Raw genomic sequence first — 17,044 nt, forward strand, 5'->3', positions numbered from 1 at the left:
TGGAGGAATTCGAATGAAAAAGAAAATTGCAGAATATGAAGTTGGTGAACAAGTCGATATTTTCTTGTTAATTAAAACAGCGACAAAAGGTATCGCAAGCAATGGAAAGCCATTTTTAACAGTAATCTTACAAGATCCAAGTGGAGATATTGAAGCGAAGCTATGGGACGTATCACCAGAAGTTGAGAAACAATATGTAGCGGAAACAATCGTGAAAGTAGCTGGAGATATTTTAAACTACAAAGGCCGTATTCAATTACGTGTGAAACAAATTCGAGTTGCGAATGAAAATGAAGTAACAGATATCTCGGACTTCGTAGAAAAAGCACCAGTGAAAAAAGAAGATATGGTCGAGAAAATTACGCAATACATATTTGAAATGAGAAACCCGAACATTCAACGTCTAACAAGACATTTATTAAATAAGCATCAAAACGAATTTTTAGACTATCCAGCAGCGACTAAGAACCATCATGAGTTCGTATCTGGATTAGCGTATCACGTCGTATCGATGCTTGATTTAGCGAAAGCTATCTCAAATCTATACCCATCATTAGATAAAGACTTACTGTATGCAGGCGTTATTTTACATGACCTTGGTAAAGTAATCGAATTATCTGGCCCAATTTCTACAACGTATACGTTAGAAGGAAACTTACTAGGCCACATTTCTATTATGGTAAACGAAATTGGTAAAGCAGCAGACGAGCTGCAAATTGATGCAGAAGAAGTATTAATTCTTCAACACATCGTCCTTTCTCACCACGGAAAAGCAGAATGGGGTAGTCCAAAACCACCATTAGTAAAAGAAGCAGAAATTCTGCATTACATCGATAACTTAGATGCAAAAATGAACATGATGGACCGCGCATTAGGACGCACAAAACCAGGCGAATATACAGAGCGTGTCTTTGCGCTTGATAATCGTTCGTTCTATAAGCCGTCGTTCCATAATTAATAGTGTGAATAAAGTGGCCTCATTAAGTGTTAATATGCTTAGTGAGGCTGTTTTTATAGGAAGTGAATAATACTTTATGAAAAATATCTCGAATTTGAGATAAAATACTTGCTTTTTAATCACTTGAGTTGTAAAGTGATAGTAACGAAAGCAATTGAGCCATATGAAAAACATACACTCAGTTGTTTTCGATTAAAAAACAAAGTAACTTATACAGTAAAAACTAAGATGAATTTACAAAAACATAATGAGAATAAATTGAAAAGCTAAAAAGCATATTATTTTTTTATCATCACTTGACTAGTAAAACGAAGCGGAGGAATTACAAATGTATAAAATTAAAGGGCATCATCATATTTCAATGGTTACGAAAAATGCAAATGAAAATAATCACTTTTATAAAAATGTGCTTGGATTACGTCGTGTGAAAATGACAGTAAACCAAGATGATCCGTCAATGTACCATTTATTTTACGGAGATAAAACAGGAAGTCCGGGTACAGAGTTATCATTTTTTGAAATTCCATTAGTAGGAAGAACATATCGCGGTACAAATGCGATTACTCGAATTGGATTACTCGTTCCTTCAGAGGAAAGCTTACATTACTGGAAAGAACGATTTGAGAAATTTGATGTGAAACATAGTGAAATGACAACATATGCAAATCGTCCTGCTTTACAATTTGAGGATGTTGAAGGTCTTCGCTTAGTACTACTCGTTTCAAACGGGGAAAAAGTAGAGCACTGGGAAACTTGGGAGAAATCAGAAGTTCCTGCAAAGCATCAAATTCAAGGAATGGGTTCTGTAGAAATGACAGTTCGTAGACTTGATAAAATGGCGAGTACACTTACAGAGATGTTTGGTTATACAGAGGTTAGCCGCAGCGAAGAGGAAGCAATTTTTCAGTCCATTAAAGGAGAGGCTTTTGGAGAAATCGTTGTGAAATATTTAGATGGTCCTACTGAAAAGCCGGGCCGCGGTAGCATTCACCATTTAGCAATTCGTGTAAAGAACGATGCAGAGCTAGCTTATTGGGAAGAACAGGTAATAAAAAAAGGCTTCCATTCTTCAGGAATCATCGACCGTTTCTACTTTAAAAGCTTATATTTCCGTGAATCAAACGGAATCCTTTTTGAAATTGCGACAGATGGACCAGGATTTACAGTTGATGGAGATGTGGAACATTTAGGAGAAAAACTTGATTTACCACCGTTCTTAGAAGATCAGCGAGCAGAAATTGAAGCGAATTTAGCACCTATTGAAGAGAAGTAATAGGAGAGAAAATATAAATTAAAAAACATTGGAGGAATATAAAATGAACCAATTAAAAGGAATTCACCACGTTACAGCGATTACAAGTAGTGCAGAAAAAAACTATGAGTTTTTCACTCACGTTTTAGGAATGCGTTTAGTTAAGAAAACAGTAAACCAAGATGATATTCAAACGTATCATTTATTCTTTGCAGATGATAAAGGTAGTGCAGGAACAGATATGACATTCTTTGATTTCCCAGGTGTTCCGAAAGGTGTACACGGTACAAATGAAATTTCAAAAACTTCATTCCGTGTTCCGACTGATGCAGCATTAGAGTATTGGGTGAAACGCTTTGACCGTTTGGAAGTAGAACATACAGGAATTAAAGAGCAATTTGGTAAGAAAACTCTATCTTTCATTGATTTTGATGACCAACAATATCAATTAATCTCTGATGAATTAGATAAAGGGATCGAATCAGGTACACCTTGGCAAAACGGGCCAGTACCATTAGAATACGCAATTACTGGTTTAGGACCTGTATTCATTCGTATCGCGAACTTTAGCTTCTTTAAAGAAGTGTTAGAAAAAGTTTTATTATTTAAAGAGATTGCGCAAGAAGGAGAATTCTATTTATTTGAAGTGAACGAAGGTGGAAACGGTGCCTCTGTCATCGTAGAACATAATACAGTTCTTCCTGAAGCACAACAAGGTTTTGGTACAGTGCACCATGCGGCATTCCGCGTAGAAGATCGCGCTGTATTAGAAGAATGGATTGAGAGAATCAGTAGCGTAGGACTTCCTTCATCTGGATATGTAAACCGTCACTTCTTCGAATCATTATATGCAAGAGTTGCACCACAAATCTTATTTGAATTTGCAACAGACGGCCCAGGATTTATGGGAGATGAGCCATACGAAACACTTGGCGAAAAATTATCTTTACCTCCATTCCTAGAGCCAAAACGTGAAGAAATTGAAAAATTAGTTCGTCCAATTGATACAGTAAGAAGCACGAAGGAATTTATTAAAGAGTAAAAATAGAGCAAGTAGTTTTAGCGGAGTGCTGGAACTGCTTGCTTTTTTATTTATTCTAGTAAGTTTTCTGACAATTGTTTCTCAAGTTGTTAAAAAGGAAAACTTTGGTATGATTAATTAAAATATAGAATTTTCTAATAATTATTTTTCAATACATAGAAAAGGAGTGGTAATATAAAATTTTGATAATTGTATAAAAATCCTAATTTTGTATTTTTGGAGAAAAGGGGATGCGAGTGTATGGGAGCAGATGTAGTAACACGGGAGCAAATGAAACATTCTTTAGATGATTGGTATCGTGTAATGTTGCAGCAAAATATAGAGAAAGCTATGGAAATGAAAGAGGCGATTGAAAGTAAGATTAGTGGGTTGGATGTGGATCAGGATGTATTGCTTTATCATGCGTTGTTGAATTTTAGATATGATGCATTAGTGGATTGGATTGGGGTTAGAGAAGATAGTTTTGATAAAGTGGAATCTTTTGAAATCCCAGCAGAAGGTGTTCTAGCTTATTACTATCACTTTTTTAAAGGGTTTCATTGCACATTAATTTCAAATTATAACGAAGCGAAAGAACAGTATGAGCAAGCTGAGAAGTTATTGAAATATATTGCAGATCCGATAGAACATGCGGAGTTTAATTATCGGATGGGGAATTTCTATTATCAAAAATATGACCAAGTTCATGCAATAGATTACTTGAATAGGGCAAAAGCAGCATTTTTACAATATCCAGGTTATGAAATAAAAGTAGGATTATGTGAAAATGCTTTTGGACTATGTTGTGTAGACATAGATCACTATGAATTAGCGGAAGAAAACTTTAATTCTGCTATGGAAGTATTGCAAAAAGCAGATCAAAAAAAATATATGCTAATGGTTCGGCATAATTTAGCTTGGCTTTATGCTAGTCAAAATCTTTCAGAATTAGCAATTCGTCATATATCTGAGGTGACCAAAAACTACCCAGAACACTTTAAAGCCTTATTTGTAGAAGCGCGTGAACATTACAAATTAGGACAATATAATTTAGCGAATCCAATCGTTGAAAAAGGTTTAAATATTTGTGTTGATTTAGGAGAAAAAGAATTTCAACATCGGTTTAAAATTTTGAAAGAACTCAATGGAAAATCTTCAGTATCAATTATTGAAGATGTAATTTTAGAAGGACTTTCTTATTTTGAGAGAGAAAGATTATGGGATTGTATTCAAGAATACACTGAAATTTTAGCACTGAAATTTTATGAATTTGATGATCATGTTAAGGCAAGTAAATATTTTTATATGAATAATAAGGCTCAAAAAAATATATTGGAAAAGGGAGCGTTAAAATAATGAAGAAATTTCGTTTGGCTATTGTTGGGACTGCATTAGTAGGGGTATTATCAATTGGGTTCAATAGTTCTTTTACAAATCAAGCTGTAAATATTGGTGACACAGGAGGGGCACCAGCAAGACCAGACTACGTTAATATTGGTGACACAGGAGGAGCACCAGCAAGACCAGACTACGTTAACATTGGCGACACAGGAGGAGCACCAGCAAGACCAGACTACGTTAACATTGGCGACACGGGCGGAGCACCAGCAGATAATAAAGGCGATGGTGGAGCACCAGCCAACTTCAATAAAGGTGACGGTGGCGGTATTAGCAAGCAAGACTCACACGCTGATCATTTTTAAATTAAATAATAACAAAGAAAGGGATCTCACAACGAGGTCCTTTTCTTTGTTATTAGGCCATGTAGAGAAAAGAATTGACTTACTTTAAATATGTAACTATAATAGTTACAGAATAACCATTAGTAATAGAAGTGAGTTATATTTTTTTAGTATAATTGTAACTGTTTTAGTTACAATTAAAAAGAGAACATAAAATAACCAAAAAATGTAAAAACTTTTAAATAGCAACAAGAGAAAGGAGACGGGAACTTTGAAAAGGTTTAAGTTTTATATGATTAGCGGTATTGTGCTCGTTTTGTTAATTGTTTGTAATTTCGTCGATAAGCCGATTGCGAAGGTTGGAGAAGTGAAAGATACTGTTATGATGAAGCTGCATACGAAAGAGAGTATGGCGCAAATTGATGGGCAGACAATTTATTTTAAGCAAATTGGAGAGGGGAAGCCGCCTTTACTTATGCTTCATGGGTTTGGTGGTTCATCTGATGGGTTTAGTGATATTTATCCGGAACTTGTAAAGGATCACACGATTATAGCGGTTGATATTTTAGGATTTGGGCGTTCTTCTAAGCCAGTTGATTTTCAGTATTCGTTTCCTGCGCAAGTGAATTTATATTATAAGTTAATGAAGAAGCTCGGATACGATCAGTTTGCGGTGCTCGGTCATTCGATGGGCGGAGAGATGTCCCTTAATTTAGCGTATTTATATCCGGATGCAGTGACGCATCTCATCTTGGCGGATGCTACAGGGATAGAGTCTTTCCAGCAAAAAGACAGTTATGAAGTGCCGCCGCTATCGACGGACTTACAAACTGTAACTGAGATTACGAAGTATAATAAAAATGAAGTGAAAAATAGTCGTGATGATAAAGAGCATTATGATCAGCTTACGAAAATGAGAGAGCGCCGCATTGCGATGGAAGCTGATAAAATTAAGGTGCCAACTCTAATTATATGGGGACGACATGATAAGAGTGTTTCTTGGAAAAATGGTGAACTGTATCATGGGCTATTTGCAAATAGTACGTTTCATATTATTGAAAAAGGATACCACGCACCGTTTCGTCAGGAACCAATCGAGTTTATGGAATATGTACAAGCGTTTTTCGCGAAGCATCCACAATAAAAATTTTAAGCATAAATCCACTTCTTTCCTCATAAAGTGAAACTAATAAGGCTTGTCTAAGGAAAGGAATGAAGTGATTTGGAAACTTTACCATGGTGGGTGTATCTTGTAATTGTCGGGATTGTACTAAGTGGCTACATGGTTTTATATACTTCGAAAAAAGAGCAAGATATGGATAATGAGTTTATTGAAAAAGAAGGCGAAGTATATATGAAGCGCTTAGAAGAAGAACGCGAGAAACGTAATCAGGATAGTGATAAAGATTCGGTATTGCTTTAATAAAAATTTTGAAAGGCTACCACCTAGTAGGATTTTACATCTAGGTGGTAGCTTTTTTTCTTCTGCGGGAGCAGTATATGTTCATCAAGCTAAGGTTATATTAGTTTAATTTTACATGTATAAGAGAGTCATCATAAACTTTTATTGATGGTATTTATATATATTTTTACTCATAAGAATGGAACTAGTGGGGATTTTACTGGGGGGGGATTAACAATGCATAGGGATGAAACTTCATTACATCCTGATACAGGTGTTACATCTGTAATGTTTGTTGAGCGTTCATTAAATGAAATTCGTTTTTGGTCTAGAATCATGAAAGAGCATTCTCTTTTTCTTCGCTTAGGGTTTAGATGCGAGGATACGCAATTAATCGAAGAGGCGAATCAATTTTATCGATTGTTTGAACATATTGAACAAATAGCGCATTCCTATACAAATGAAACAGATCCTGAGCAAATAAAAAGATTTAATGCAGAAGTACAACAAGCCGCAACTAATATTTGGGGATTTAAACGAAAAATTTTAGGATTAATTCTCACATGTAAATTGCCAGGACAAAATAACTTTCCACTTTTAGTTGACCATACAAGTAGGGAAGCTGATTATTTTAGAAAACGTTTAATACAATTAAATGAAGGTAAATTAGATGCGCTTCCTGATGCTATTATTAAAGAAAATGTTTTCTTTTTACGGATTATGGCAGACCATGCTAAATTTATTGGTCATCTTCTTGATCCATCGGAAAGAAAGCTTGTAGATACAGCACGAAATTTTAGCAATGATTTTGATGAATTGATGTATCAAGCAATTGACTTAGAATCTATGAAACCACAATCCCAAACAGCTCCTCTTTTAGATCAATTTTTAGATCAAAATCGCGTGTCGGTTGCATCTCTTCGGGATTTTAAGAAAACAGCACGTGATTTAATTGAGCAATGTAAAATAAAGAGTATCATTCATCCATTATTAGCAGACCATGTTTTCCGTGAAGCTGATAGATTTCTTGAAATCATTGATATGTATGATGTTCACCTTACAAATATTCAATCACAACCTAGATATTAGAAGATAAGGAAAGATACTATTTTTCCTTAAGCTGAGAAGTTAACAATTTATTGTTAGCTTCTTTTCTTTGTGATTAAAATTTTCTTTTAAGGACTACATAAATCCCTTTGACCAAATATGTAATTCTTTGTAAAATGTTATATATGGAAATATTATGAATATGCAGGAAATCTATGGATAATAGATTTTAATAAATTATTCAAGGGAAATTTATTAGTTAAGTATATTAACTTGTTTGCACTACATTTTACAAATAAAGGGGTATTAGTAATCATGAAAGCAAAGAAATTAGTAAGTTTAGCGCTACCAGTTATGTTATTGAGTGGTTGTATTACAATTGAAACTGATGGTAAGAAAGCTGAACCAAAGAAAGAAGAAACGCAAAAGGTATAGAAAGAGAATAAGACTTCTGAAAAAGAGAGTAAGTCAACTGATAGCAAGAAAGAGGATAGCTTATCTGTAGCGAAAGGTGAAGGTACAAATAGTAGCTCATCAAGTAGTCAACCAAGTTCTTCTTCAAATAATTCAACTTCTTCTAGTTCTTCAACTGGTAAGGTAACTGGTTCAGATGTTGAAAGGTACAAGGCAGATATCATAAATAGTGCTACTCAAATTGAAGATACAATGAAATTAATTGAAGGAATAGCAGATTCAGACGTAAAATCATACAAACAAAAGAAAAGTGAAGTACAACTGAGTTTAGGTGGAGCAAAGGCAACTGCAACGAAACTGAAGAATCTACAAGCGCCTCCTGAGTTACAGGGAGAACAGGCGAAGATAAAGCAGTCGATGGAACTATATGCGGATTGTTTTCAACTTCTATTTGATGCATTAGATCAAGAAGACGAAAGTAAAATGCATCAATCACTAAGTAAAGCACAAGAAGGTTCGAAACTGTTTGAAGAGGCAGCGAAGAGTATCGGTAGTAAAACCAACTAAGAATAAATTATTTTAAGGGGTACTTGTGGGTGCAGTTGGTGCAAGTGAAGAGTTAGGAATTAGTTATGGAAACACATTACAAATTTATCAAATGGACGATAATGTTCGTATTCGATATATAAAACAATAAATAATTGGTGAAAAACTCTGTAATAAATTTTACAGGGTTTTTTGTTAGTTCTAGTTTATTTTTTTGTCTTCCTAAGCGCTAAGCATACTAGTATAAGTTGAGAAATGAACAAAACGATAATGATAGGCAAACCTTTCTCACGATGTAACTGTAACCATCTAAAGCCCAATTCATACACTATGATGGAGGCTTTTTACTTACTAGTCGGATGAAAAAGGAGTGTAATCATGAAGAAATGTACTGTTAATGAAGCGGGAGGGAATGTGCCACAACCAATCCGCAGCGACGGAGCAGGTGCGATTGATTCTGGACCTCGTAATGTTATGCGGGATATTCAAAATCCGAATATGCTTGTTCCGCCTATAACGGATGCAGGGTTAGTTCCTAACTTGAAGTTTTCATTCTCGGACACTTCTATGATTTTGAAACAAGGCGGGTGGTCTCGGGAGATTACTGCTCGGGAACTACCGGTTTCGACGACGATTGCGGGAGTGAATATGAGTTTAACGGCCGGTGGAGTACGAGAACTACATTGGCATAAAGAGGCAGAATGGGCGTATATGCTTTTAGGACGGGCGCGCATAACGGCTGTTGATCAAAATGGGCGTAATTTTATTGCTGATGTTGGGCCAGGTGATCTTTGGTATTTTCCTCCTGGTATTCCGCATTCCATTCAAGGATTGGAACATTGTGAATTTCTACTCGTTTTCGATGATGGGCATTTTTCTGATTTATCTACTTTAGCTATTTCTGATTGGTTTGCGCATACGCCAAAAGAAGTGTTGTCGGCTAATTTCGGAGTACCTGAGAGTGCTTTTCGTTCTATTCCTTCAGATCAAGTTTATATTTATCAAGGAGAGGTGCCAGGTTCGCTTGAAAGTCAGGAAATTCAATCACCTAAAGGAGAAGTTCCTTTAACATTTAAACATGAATTGTTAAAACAAAAGCCGATTAAGACTCCTGGTGGTAGCGTTCGAATTGTAGATTCTACAAATTTCCCTATTTCCAAAACAATCGCAGCAGCGCTCGTTGAGGTTGAGCCTGGCGGAATGAGAGAACTTCATTGGCACCCGAATAATGATGAATGGCAATATTATTTGACAGGGGAAGCGAGAATGACTGTGTTTCTTGGAAATGGTACCGCTCGTACATTTGATTATAGAGCTGGCGATGTCGGATATGTACCGTTTGCGACGGGGCATTATATTCAAAATACAGGTACCGAAACATTATGGTTTTTAGAGATGTTCAGAAGTAATCGTTTTGAAGATGTATCGTTAAATCAATGGATGGCACTGACTCCTAAAGAAATAGTGGAGAGTAATATACATGTTGGCCCGCAAGTAATGGATTCCCTGCGTAAGGAGAAGTGGCCTGTTGTGAAATATCCGGAGTTTTTATATAGTCCGAAAAATGATGAGTAAAAATGAAAATTTGCGTTATTCTTTCTGGAGACTGATAAGAAGGGATGGCATATTTTTTATGCCTAATCTAGTCTTTATCCCGCTATTTGCCGGGCAGTAAGACCCCCACCTCAAAATTCAGCGGAAGCAAAGAAGTTAGGTGGGGGATCAACAAAACCCCCACTGATTAAAGTTTCAATTTATTAGTATCCGTCCTTTGTATTATTGTTCGGGAAATTATTATTGGAGCATAGTATAGGGAAGATACATATAAAATAGCGCCATTATAAGCTGTAACGCATAAGTTGCGCAGGAAATGCAACGATAACTCGCTTTACTCTTCATCATTTATTTGAACATAATGGGCATAGAGAGGTGATAAACACAGTATGATTTTTAGTGAGCGTTTAAAAGAAGAAAGGGAAAAAAGAAATTGGTCGCAAAATGATTTGGCTGAAAAACTTCATGTGAGCAGGCAATCTGTTTCGAAATGGGAGACGGGAAAGAACTATCCGAGCATTGAAATTATTATTCATTTAAGTGATCTGTTCGGTATTACAATTGATGAACTGCTGAGGAGTGATGAAGAATTGACGCAGAAAGTAATTGAAGATAGTAAGCAATTGGCGTATCCAAAATGGAAGGTGTTTTTTGATAGTCTATTTATGATAGGAGTATTTTTGTTTATTGCAAAAATCGTTGTATGGATGCTAAATAAGTTTGCTGGAGCAAGTATTACAATTGTAGCAGATGCGCCATATGTAATGAATCTTTTGCCCCTTGCACTAATGATTATAGGTGGTATAGGTTCCGATAAGTTGAAGAAAATATATAGATAAGAGAAAGATTTGAAAGAAATCCCCAACACTAGCTGTTCTTTTCACTTAAATTGTGTACTATAAAGGATAGGATGACATAAAGAAGGGGACATATAGAATGGAATTTCATGAACAGAAGATTTTGCCGGCAGTGAGGCAAATTAAAGATTTGGAAAAGCTATTACATAGTTCGTATGAATATATCGTTATTTTAGATATTCATGTCGGTCAATTGAAGAGTGTTATATCACTTGCGAAGCAATATTGTAAAAAGGTGTTTTTACATGTGGATTTAATTCATGGTTTGCAGAGTGATGGGCATGCGACGGAATATTTATGTCAGGAGTTTAGACCGTACGGGTTACTTTCAACAAAGGCGAGCGTTATTATGAAGGCGAAGCAAAAAGGTGTTGTGGCAATACAACGCATCTTTTTAATCGATTCGAGTGCGATGGAGAAGAGCTGCAATCTTTTAGATAAGACGAAACCGGATTATATTGAGGTACTTCCTGGAGCATTAACGGATGTTATTGCTGAAGTGAAAGAGCGTACTGGTGTACCGATTTTAGCAGGTGGTTTTATTCGTACTGTAGAAGATGTGGAAAGAGCTTTAAACGCTGGTGCGACAGCAATTACGACATCAAAACGCGAACTATGGAAACATTACCAAAAAAAGTGACGAAAATGTGAATTTTTTCGTTGACACCGCTTTCATTTACGGTTAACATTATAGACAAGTTAATAAACGTGACGGAGAAAAGTAGAGATCCACATTTCATTGTTTCTATATAAATGTATATAGAAGCGTGCAAGCTGTGGGTCTTTTTCTTTTGACAAAAACGAATGGCCATTCATTTTACCTCTATCACATTTGGAAGCGTTTAAATTGATTGTGGAGGGATACTATGTCAGCATTTTTAGGAGAGTTAATAGGGACTGCGTTGTTAATCGTACTTGGTGGCGGCGTTTGTGCTGGTGTAAGTTTAAAGAAATCGTTTGCGAAAGATTCAGGTTGGATTGTTATTACAATGGGCTGGGGCTTAGCAGTAGCGGTTGCAGCGTATGCGGTTGGATCAATTAGTGGGGCACATTTGAATCCAGCTTTAACGATAGGATTAGCATTTAAGGGAGCGTTCCCATGGAGTGACGTACCAGGTTATATCGTAGCACAAATGATTGGGGCAATTATCGGGGCAGTTATCGTATATTTACATTACTTACCACACTGGAAAGAAACAGAAGATCCAGGAACAAAGTTAGGTGTATTTGCAACAGGTCCAGCAATTCCGAACACATTTGCAAACCTTTTAAGTGAAATGATTGGAACATTCGTTTTAGTATTTGGTATATTAGCAATTGGTGCAAATAAATTTGCAGATGGATTAAATCCATTCATCGTAGGTTTCTTAATTGTAAGTATTGGTTTATCATTAGGTGGGACAACAGGATACGCAATTAACCCAGCACGTGATTTAGGTCCGCGTATCGCACACTTCTTCCTTCCGATTGCAGGAAAAGGCGGTTCAAACTGGAAGTATGCATGGATTCCAGTAGTTGGTCCAATTTTAGGTGGATCACTTGCAGGTTTATTCCATCAAGTTGTATTTGAAGGAAAACAAAATTCAGCACTTATTTATGTGATTATCGCAACTGTGATTGTACTAGCAATCTCTTATATGACAAGTAAAAAAAGCGGAAGCAATACAAATAGTAGAAAAGTAGCATAAGGGGGAAACCGATATGAAAAAATATATTCTTTCATTAGACCAAGGAACAACAAGCTCACGCGCAATTCTTTTCAATAAAAAAGGTGAAATTGTTCATTCAGCTCAAAAAGAGTTTACACAACATTTTCCAAAGCCGGGCTGGGTAGAGCATAATGCACAAGAAATTTGGGGATCTATTTTAGCAGTTATCGCAACTTGCTTAAGTGAAGCAGATGTAAAACCAGAACAAATCGCTGGTATCGGTATTACGAACCAACGTGAAACAACGGTTGTTTGGGATAAAACGACTAGTAAACCAATTTACAACGCAATCGTATGGCAATCTCGCCAAACAGCTGAAATTTGTGATGAGTTAAAAGAAAAAGGTTATAGCGAAATGGTTCGCGAAAAAACAGGTCTTTTAATTGATGCATACTTCTCTGGTACGAAAGTAAAATGGATTTTAGATAACGTTGAAGGTGCAAGAGAGAAAGCAGAAAACGGCGATCTATTATTCGGAACAATTGATTCGTGGCTTGTATGGAAACTATCTGGTGGTAAAGCACACGTAACAGATTACTCAAACGCATCACGTACGTTAATGTTTAACATTCACGACTTACAGTGGGATGATGAGCTTCTAGAAATGTTAACAGTACCAAAGAGCATGCTTCCAGAAGTGCGTCCATCATCTGAAATTTACGGAGAAACAATTGATTATCACTTCTTCGGCCAAAATGTACCGATTGCAGGTGTAGCTGGTGACCAACAAGCAGCATTATTTGGACAAGCTTGTTTCGGTGAAGGTATGGCGAAAAATACTTACGGAACTGGTTGCTTCATGTTAATGAACACAGGTGAAAAAGCAGTAGCTTCTGAGCACGGTCTATTAACAACAATTGCATGGGGAATAGATGGTAAAGTAAACTACGCATTAGAAGGAAGTATTTTCGTAGCAGGTTCTGCAATTCAGTGGTTACGTGACGGAATGCGCATGTTTAAAGATGCAAGTGAGAGTGAAGTGTATGCGAATCGCGTTGAATCAACTGATGGTGTATACGTTGTACCAGCATTCGTTGGACTAGGAACACCTTATTGGGATAGTGAAGTACGCGGCGCTATGTTTGGTGTAACACGCGGTACGACGAAAGAGCATTTCATTCGTGCAACGCTAGAATCTTTAGCTTACCAAACGAAAGATGTATTATGCGCAATGGAAGCAGATTCAGGTATTGAACTGAAAACATTACGCGTTGATGGCGGAGCGGTTAAAAATAACTTCTTAATGAAGTTCCAAAGTGATATTTTAGATGTTCCTGTAGAGCGTCCAGTGATCAACGAAACAACGGCTCTAGGTGCAGCATACTTAGCTGGTCTTGCAGTTGGATATTGGAAAAACCAAGATGAAATTAAAGAACAGTGGCATATGGACAAACGCTTTGAGCCAACGATGGAAGCGAAAACAAGCGAAGAGCTATATGCTGGATGGAAAAAAGCAATTGAAGCAACAAAAGCTTTCAAATAATCATAAACAGTGTTATAATGGTGACAAGTTAATAATTCGGTAGGAGATTTGGAGAGACCACAACGCGCTATAGAGGCGAAATCTATAGCGGAGTTTGTGGTCTCTTTTTTCGTTATCAAAGGGAGGAATTACCATGAAATTTTCAAGTAAACAACGTAAAGACGTATTAAACGGAGTAAATAAACAAGAGTTAGATGTGATCGTAATTGGTGGAGGTATTACTGGTTCTGGTATTGCATTAGATGGAGCAACACGCGGGTTATCAACAATTGTGTTTGAAATGCAGGACTTTGCAGCAGGTACATCAAGTCGTTCAACGAAGCTTGTACACGGTGGTCTACGTTATTTAAAACAACTTGAAGTGAAAATGGTAGCAGAGGTGGGTAAAGAGCGTGCGATCGTATATGAGAACGGTCCCCATGTAACAACACCAGAGTGGATGTTACTTCCGTTCCATACAGGCGGTACGTTCGGATCATTTAGTACATCAATTGGTCTTCGTGTATACGACTTCTTAGCAGGTGTAAAACGAAGCGAGCGCAGAAAGATGTTTAACCGTGAAGAAACATTAAACAAAGAGCCTCTTGTAAAAAAAGAAGGATTAAAAGGCGGCGGTTACTACGTAGAATATCGTACAGATGATGCGCGTCTTACAATTGAAGTAATGAAAGAAGCAATTGAGCACGGCGCAAAAGCTGTTAACTACGCAAAAGTAGACAGTTTCTTATATAAAGATGGAAAAGTATGCGGTGTACGTGTAATCGATTTACTAGACGGTGAAGTATATGAAGTGTACGGTAAGAAAATTGTAAACGCAGCTGGCCCTTGGGTAGATACACTTCGTGAAAAAGATAACTCGAAAAAAGGAAAAGTACTTCAGTTATCAAAAGGTGTTCACTTAGTAATTGACCAAAAACGTTTCCCATTAGGTCAAGCAATTTACTTCGATACACCAGATAAACGTATGGTGTTCGCGATTCCTCGCGGCGGAAAAACATACGTAGGTACAACAGATACGTTCTATGATAAAGACGCAGCTGTACCACAAATGACAACAGAAGATCGCACATACATCATTAATGCGATTAACTACATGTTCCCAAGCGTGAAAATTACAGAGAAAGACATTGAATCAAGCTGGGCTGGTGTACGTCCGTTAATTTATGAAGAAGGTAAGAGTGCATCTGAAATTTCTCGTAAAGATGAAATTTGGACTTCTGAATCTGGTTTAATTACAATCGCAGGTGGTAAATTAACAGGATACCGCAAAATGGCTGAAATGGTAGTAGACTACGTAACGAACTTACTACAAAAAGAAGGTCATAGCGCATATCCGAAGAGCGACACGAAACATATGCCAATCTCTGGTGGACATGTAGATGGTTCACACGGATTCCCAGCATTCGTTGCGAAAAAAGCTGGCGAAGGTACGAAATATGGTTTAACAACAGCACAAGCAGAAGAATTCGCGAAATTCTACGGCTCTAACGTTGACGTACTATTTGACTTAGCGAAAAAACATAAAGACGAAGCGAAAGAATACAACATGCCGCTTGACGTTCTAATCCCGCTTGTATACGCAATGGATTACGAAATGACAGCAAAACCAGTTGACTTCTTCGTACGCCGCAGAGGCGCTGTATTCTTCAACATCCACTGGGTATACGAGTGGAAAGAAGCAGTAATCAACTACATGGCTGCGAAACTAGGCTGGAGCAAAGAAGAACAAATGAAATATACAGCTGAACTAGAAAAAGCATTAACAGACGCTGTCATTCCTGTAGATCAACAAGAGCAGGCGGCTGCGTTAGCGTAAAATAGAGAAACACCTGAAGGGAACCCCTTCAGGTGTTTTTTATCTTGACTAAAAATAAATAAAATGTGTTACAATGATGATAGAGTATGTAGTATGAATTTTGCATAAAATAAAGAAGACAGAAGCCTGAGAAACTTCTGCCTTGTGTAACCTAACTTGCTATTGTGGTGGTAGTAGGTGCGGTTATAAGACAATTACATTAACGTTTTAGCCGAGAACCGCCCTTACCTTTTCCACGAAGCAGGGTGGTTCTCGCTTTTTTGTATACAGAAATTAGCCACGGACCGACGTATCTTCTACCGATGACAACGCCAGCTCCGGTTAGGATACCGTACACTAATTTAATGACAAACATCGCGATCATTTTATCACCTCCCCCCTTTTTTCAAAATGGAAGAGATGATTACCACACCTACTAGTTATAGCTTATTAAGTTACATTTCAATTGTATTATGTTTTAAAATAGGGAACAAGACAAATGAATACGGATATGAGGTGTATCATAAAAAAATTAATTACTTATGATCCTAAAATCTAGATGGTATATCTGTATGTAATTCCGTTCACTTCAGAAATTGAGGTTGAATCGACTGAAGAGTTAGCAGAAAATCCAAAACTAAATGTAGATATTGTAAAATGACAATAAAGTTATTTAATTTAAAAGCCCAAACAAGTATAACCCCGTTCTAAATTTAGGACGGGGTTAAAAATATAGTTGTTTAATCTTGATGTAAGATACTTTACTACACTAAAAAAATATAACAATAAAGTGGTTTGGAAATTTAGGTTTTATTCAAAAAATGGCACCCGTTTGTTAAACAAGAAAATGTAGTATTCCCTATTAATCGAAAGTTGCGATCACTTGATTTAATTCATTTAAGGCCTGTGGTTCAAGTTTTAAAGTAAATGTTGATTGACCAGTACCTCCGTAAATATAATCATAATGGAAAAGTCGTTTGTCTATCACACAAGGTAAATCAAGACCTACCATACGAACACTTCCTACCTGAAAGCCTGTAACTTTTTGAACTTCCTCTGGAGATGCTAATTTCACTTTACTACAACCTAAAATATTAGCTATTTTCTCAAAATTAATTTTACTACGGCTTCCAGATACAATTAACACAAAGAAGCCTTTATCGGTTTTTAGTATCATCGTTGGAGCTGTTTGCCCAACTTCAATCCCAAAATACTCTGAGCCCTCTTGTCTTGAGTGTATCGGTTTTTCGTGTTGAATTATTGCATATGTATAGTTGCTTTTCTCTAAAATTTCTTGCAATTCCTCCATAAGAAACACCTCCAA

General features: G+C 36.7%; 15 protein-coding genes and 2 pseudogenes. 16 read left to right on the forward strand and 1 reads right to left on the reverse strand.

What is annotated here, in order from left to right; all coding sequences use genetic code 11:
* Positions 1-13 precede the first annotated feature (13 nt).
* From yhaM to AXW78_RS35650, 16 genes and pseudogenes are all read left to right on the forward strand, one after another.
* Positions 14-958: a 3'-5' exoribonuclease YhaM gene (gene yhaM / locus AXW78_RS05070; protein ID WP_000726638.1), complete on the forward strand. Its 945-nt coding sequence runs from the start codon at positions 14-16 to the stop codon at positions 956-958.
* Positions 959-1,286: 328 nt separating this feature from the next.
* Complete coding sequence (locus AXW78_RS05075; protein WP_000276680.1) at positions 1,287-2,231, forward strand: ring-cleaving dioxygenase; 945 nt, start codon at positions 1,287-1,289, stop codon at positions 2,229-2,231.
* A 43-nt stretch (positions 2,232-2,274) separates the two neighbouring features.
* The gene (locus tag AXW78_RS05080; protein WP_001072575.1) at positions 2,275-3,252 is read left to right on the forward strand and encodes a ring-cleaving dioxygenase; all 978 of its coding nucleotides are present in this window, start codon (positions 2,275-2,277) and stop codon (positions 3,250-3,252) included.
* Positions 3,253-3,492: 240 nt separating this feature from the next.
* Entirely contained in the window at positions 3,493-4,587 is a 1,095-nt protein-coding gene (locus AXW78_RS05085; protein ID WP_000500578.1) for a response regulator aspartate phosphatase, read from the forward strand.
* Positions 4,587-4,934 (forward strand): Phr family secreted Rap phosphatase inhibitor, encoded by a 348-nt coding sequence (locus AXW78_RS05090; protein WP_000714519.1) that lies wholly within the window; start codon positions 4,587-4,589, stop codon positions 4,932-4,934. The genes AXW78_RS05085 and AXW78_RS05090 overlap by 1 nt, the downstream gene beginning before the upstream one ends.
* A gap of 250 nt (positions 4,935-5,184) precedes the next feature.
* Entirely contained in the window at positions 5,185-6,057 is an 873-nt protein-coding gene (locus AXW78_RS05095) for an alpha/beta fold hydrolase (RefSeq protein ID WP_000819476.1), read from the forward strand.
* Positions 6,058-6,135: 78 nt separating this feature from the next.
* Entirely contained in the window at positions 6,136-6,336 is a 201-nt protein-coding gene (locus AXW78_RS05100; protein ID WP_000449223.1) for a sporulation YhaL family protein, read from the forward strand.
* Positions 6,337-6,552: 216 nt separating this feature from the next.
* Positions 6,553-7,404, forward strand: a complete 852-nt coding sequence (locus AXW78_RS05105) for a DUF2935 domain-containing protein (protein WP_000554486.1) — start codon at positions 6,553-6,555, stop codon at positions 7,402-7,404.
* A gap of 273 nt (positions 7,405-7,677) precedes the next feature.
* Positions 7,678-8,343, forward strand: a pseudogene (locus tag AXW78_RS05110) (DUF7018 domain-containing (lipo)protein).
* Positions 8,344-8,700: 357 nt separating this feature from the next.
* Entirely contained in the window at positions 8,701-9,897 is a 1,197-nt protein-coding gene (locus AXW78_RS05115) for an oxalate decarboxylase family bicupin (RefSeq protein WP_000710666.1), read from the forward strand.
* A gap of 368 nt (positions 9,898-10,265) precedes the next feature.
* Entirely contained in the window at positions 10,266-10,715 is a 450-nt protein-coding gene (locus AXW78_RS05120) for a helix-turn-helix domain-containing protein (RefSeq protein ID WP_000577657.1), read from the forward strand.
* Positions 10,716-10,812: 97 nt separating this feature from the next.
* Entirely contained in the window at positions 10,813-11,373 is a 561-nt protein-coding gene (glpP, locus tag AXW78_RS05125; RefSeq protein WP_000394285.1) for a glycerol uptake operon antiterminator GlpP, read from the forward strand.
* Positions 11,374-11,599: 226 nt separating this feature from the next.
* The gene (gene glpF, locus AXW78_RS05130; protein WP_001272200.1) at positions 11,600-12,421 is read left to right on the forward strand and encodes a glycerol uptake facilitator protein GlpF; all 822 of its coding nucleotides are present in this window, start codon (positions 11,600-11,602) and stop codon (positions 12,419-12,421) included.
* A 13-nt stretch (positions 12,422-12,434) separates the two neighbouring features.
* Positions 12,435-13,925, forward strand: coding sequence for a glycerol kinase GlpK (gene glpK, locus AXW78_RS05135; RefSeq protein WP_000760009.1), 1,491 nt, complete (start codon positions 12,435-12,437; stop codon positions 13,923-13,925).
* Positions 13,926-14,058: 133 nt separating this feature from the next.
* Entirely contained in the window at positions 14,059-15,741 is a 1,683-nt protein-coding gene (gene glpD, locus AXW78_RS05140; protein WP_000672831.1) for an aerobic glycerol-3-phosphate dehydrogenase, read from the forward strand.
* Positions 15,742-16,243: 502 nt separating this feature from the next.
* Positions 16,244-16,372, forward strand: a pseudogene (locus AXW78_RS35650) (DUF2283 domain-containing protein); the annotation flags it as partial.
* A gap of 210 nt (positions 16,373-16,582) precedes the next feature.
* Here the strand turns inward: AXW78_RS35650 and AXW78_RS05145 are convergent.
* Complete coding sequence (locus AXW78_RS05145; RefSeq protein WP_000391907.1) at positions 16,583-17,029, reverse strand: aminoacyl-tRNA deacylase; 447 nt, start codon at positions 17,027-17,029, stop codon at positions 16,583-16,585.
* Between the last annotated feature and the right edge of the window lie 15 nt (positions 17,030-17,044).

The sequence above is a fragment of the Bacillus thuringiensis genome (assembly GCF_001595725.1).
Lineage (GTDB): Bacteria > Bacillota > Bacilli > Bacillales > Bacillaceae_G > Bacillus_A > Bacillus_A thuringiensis_K.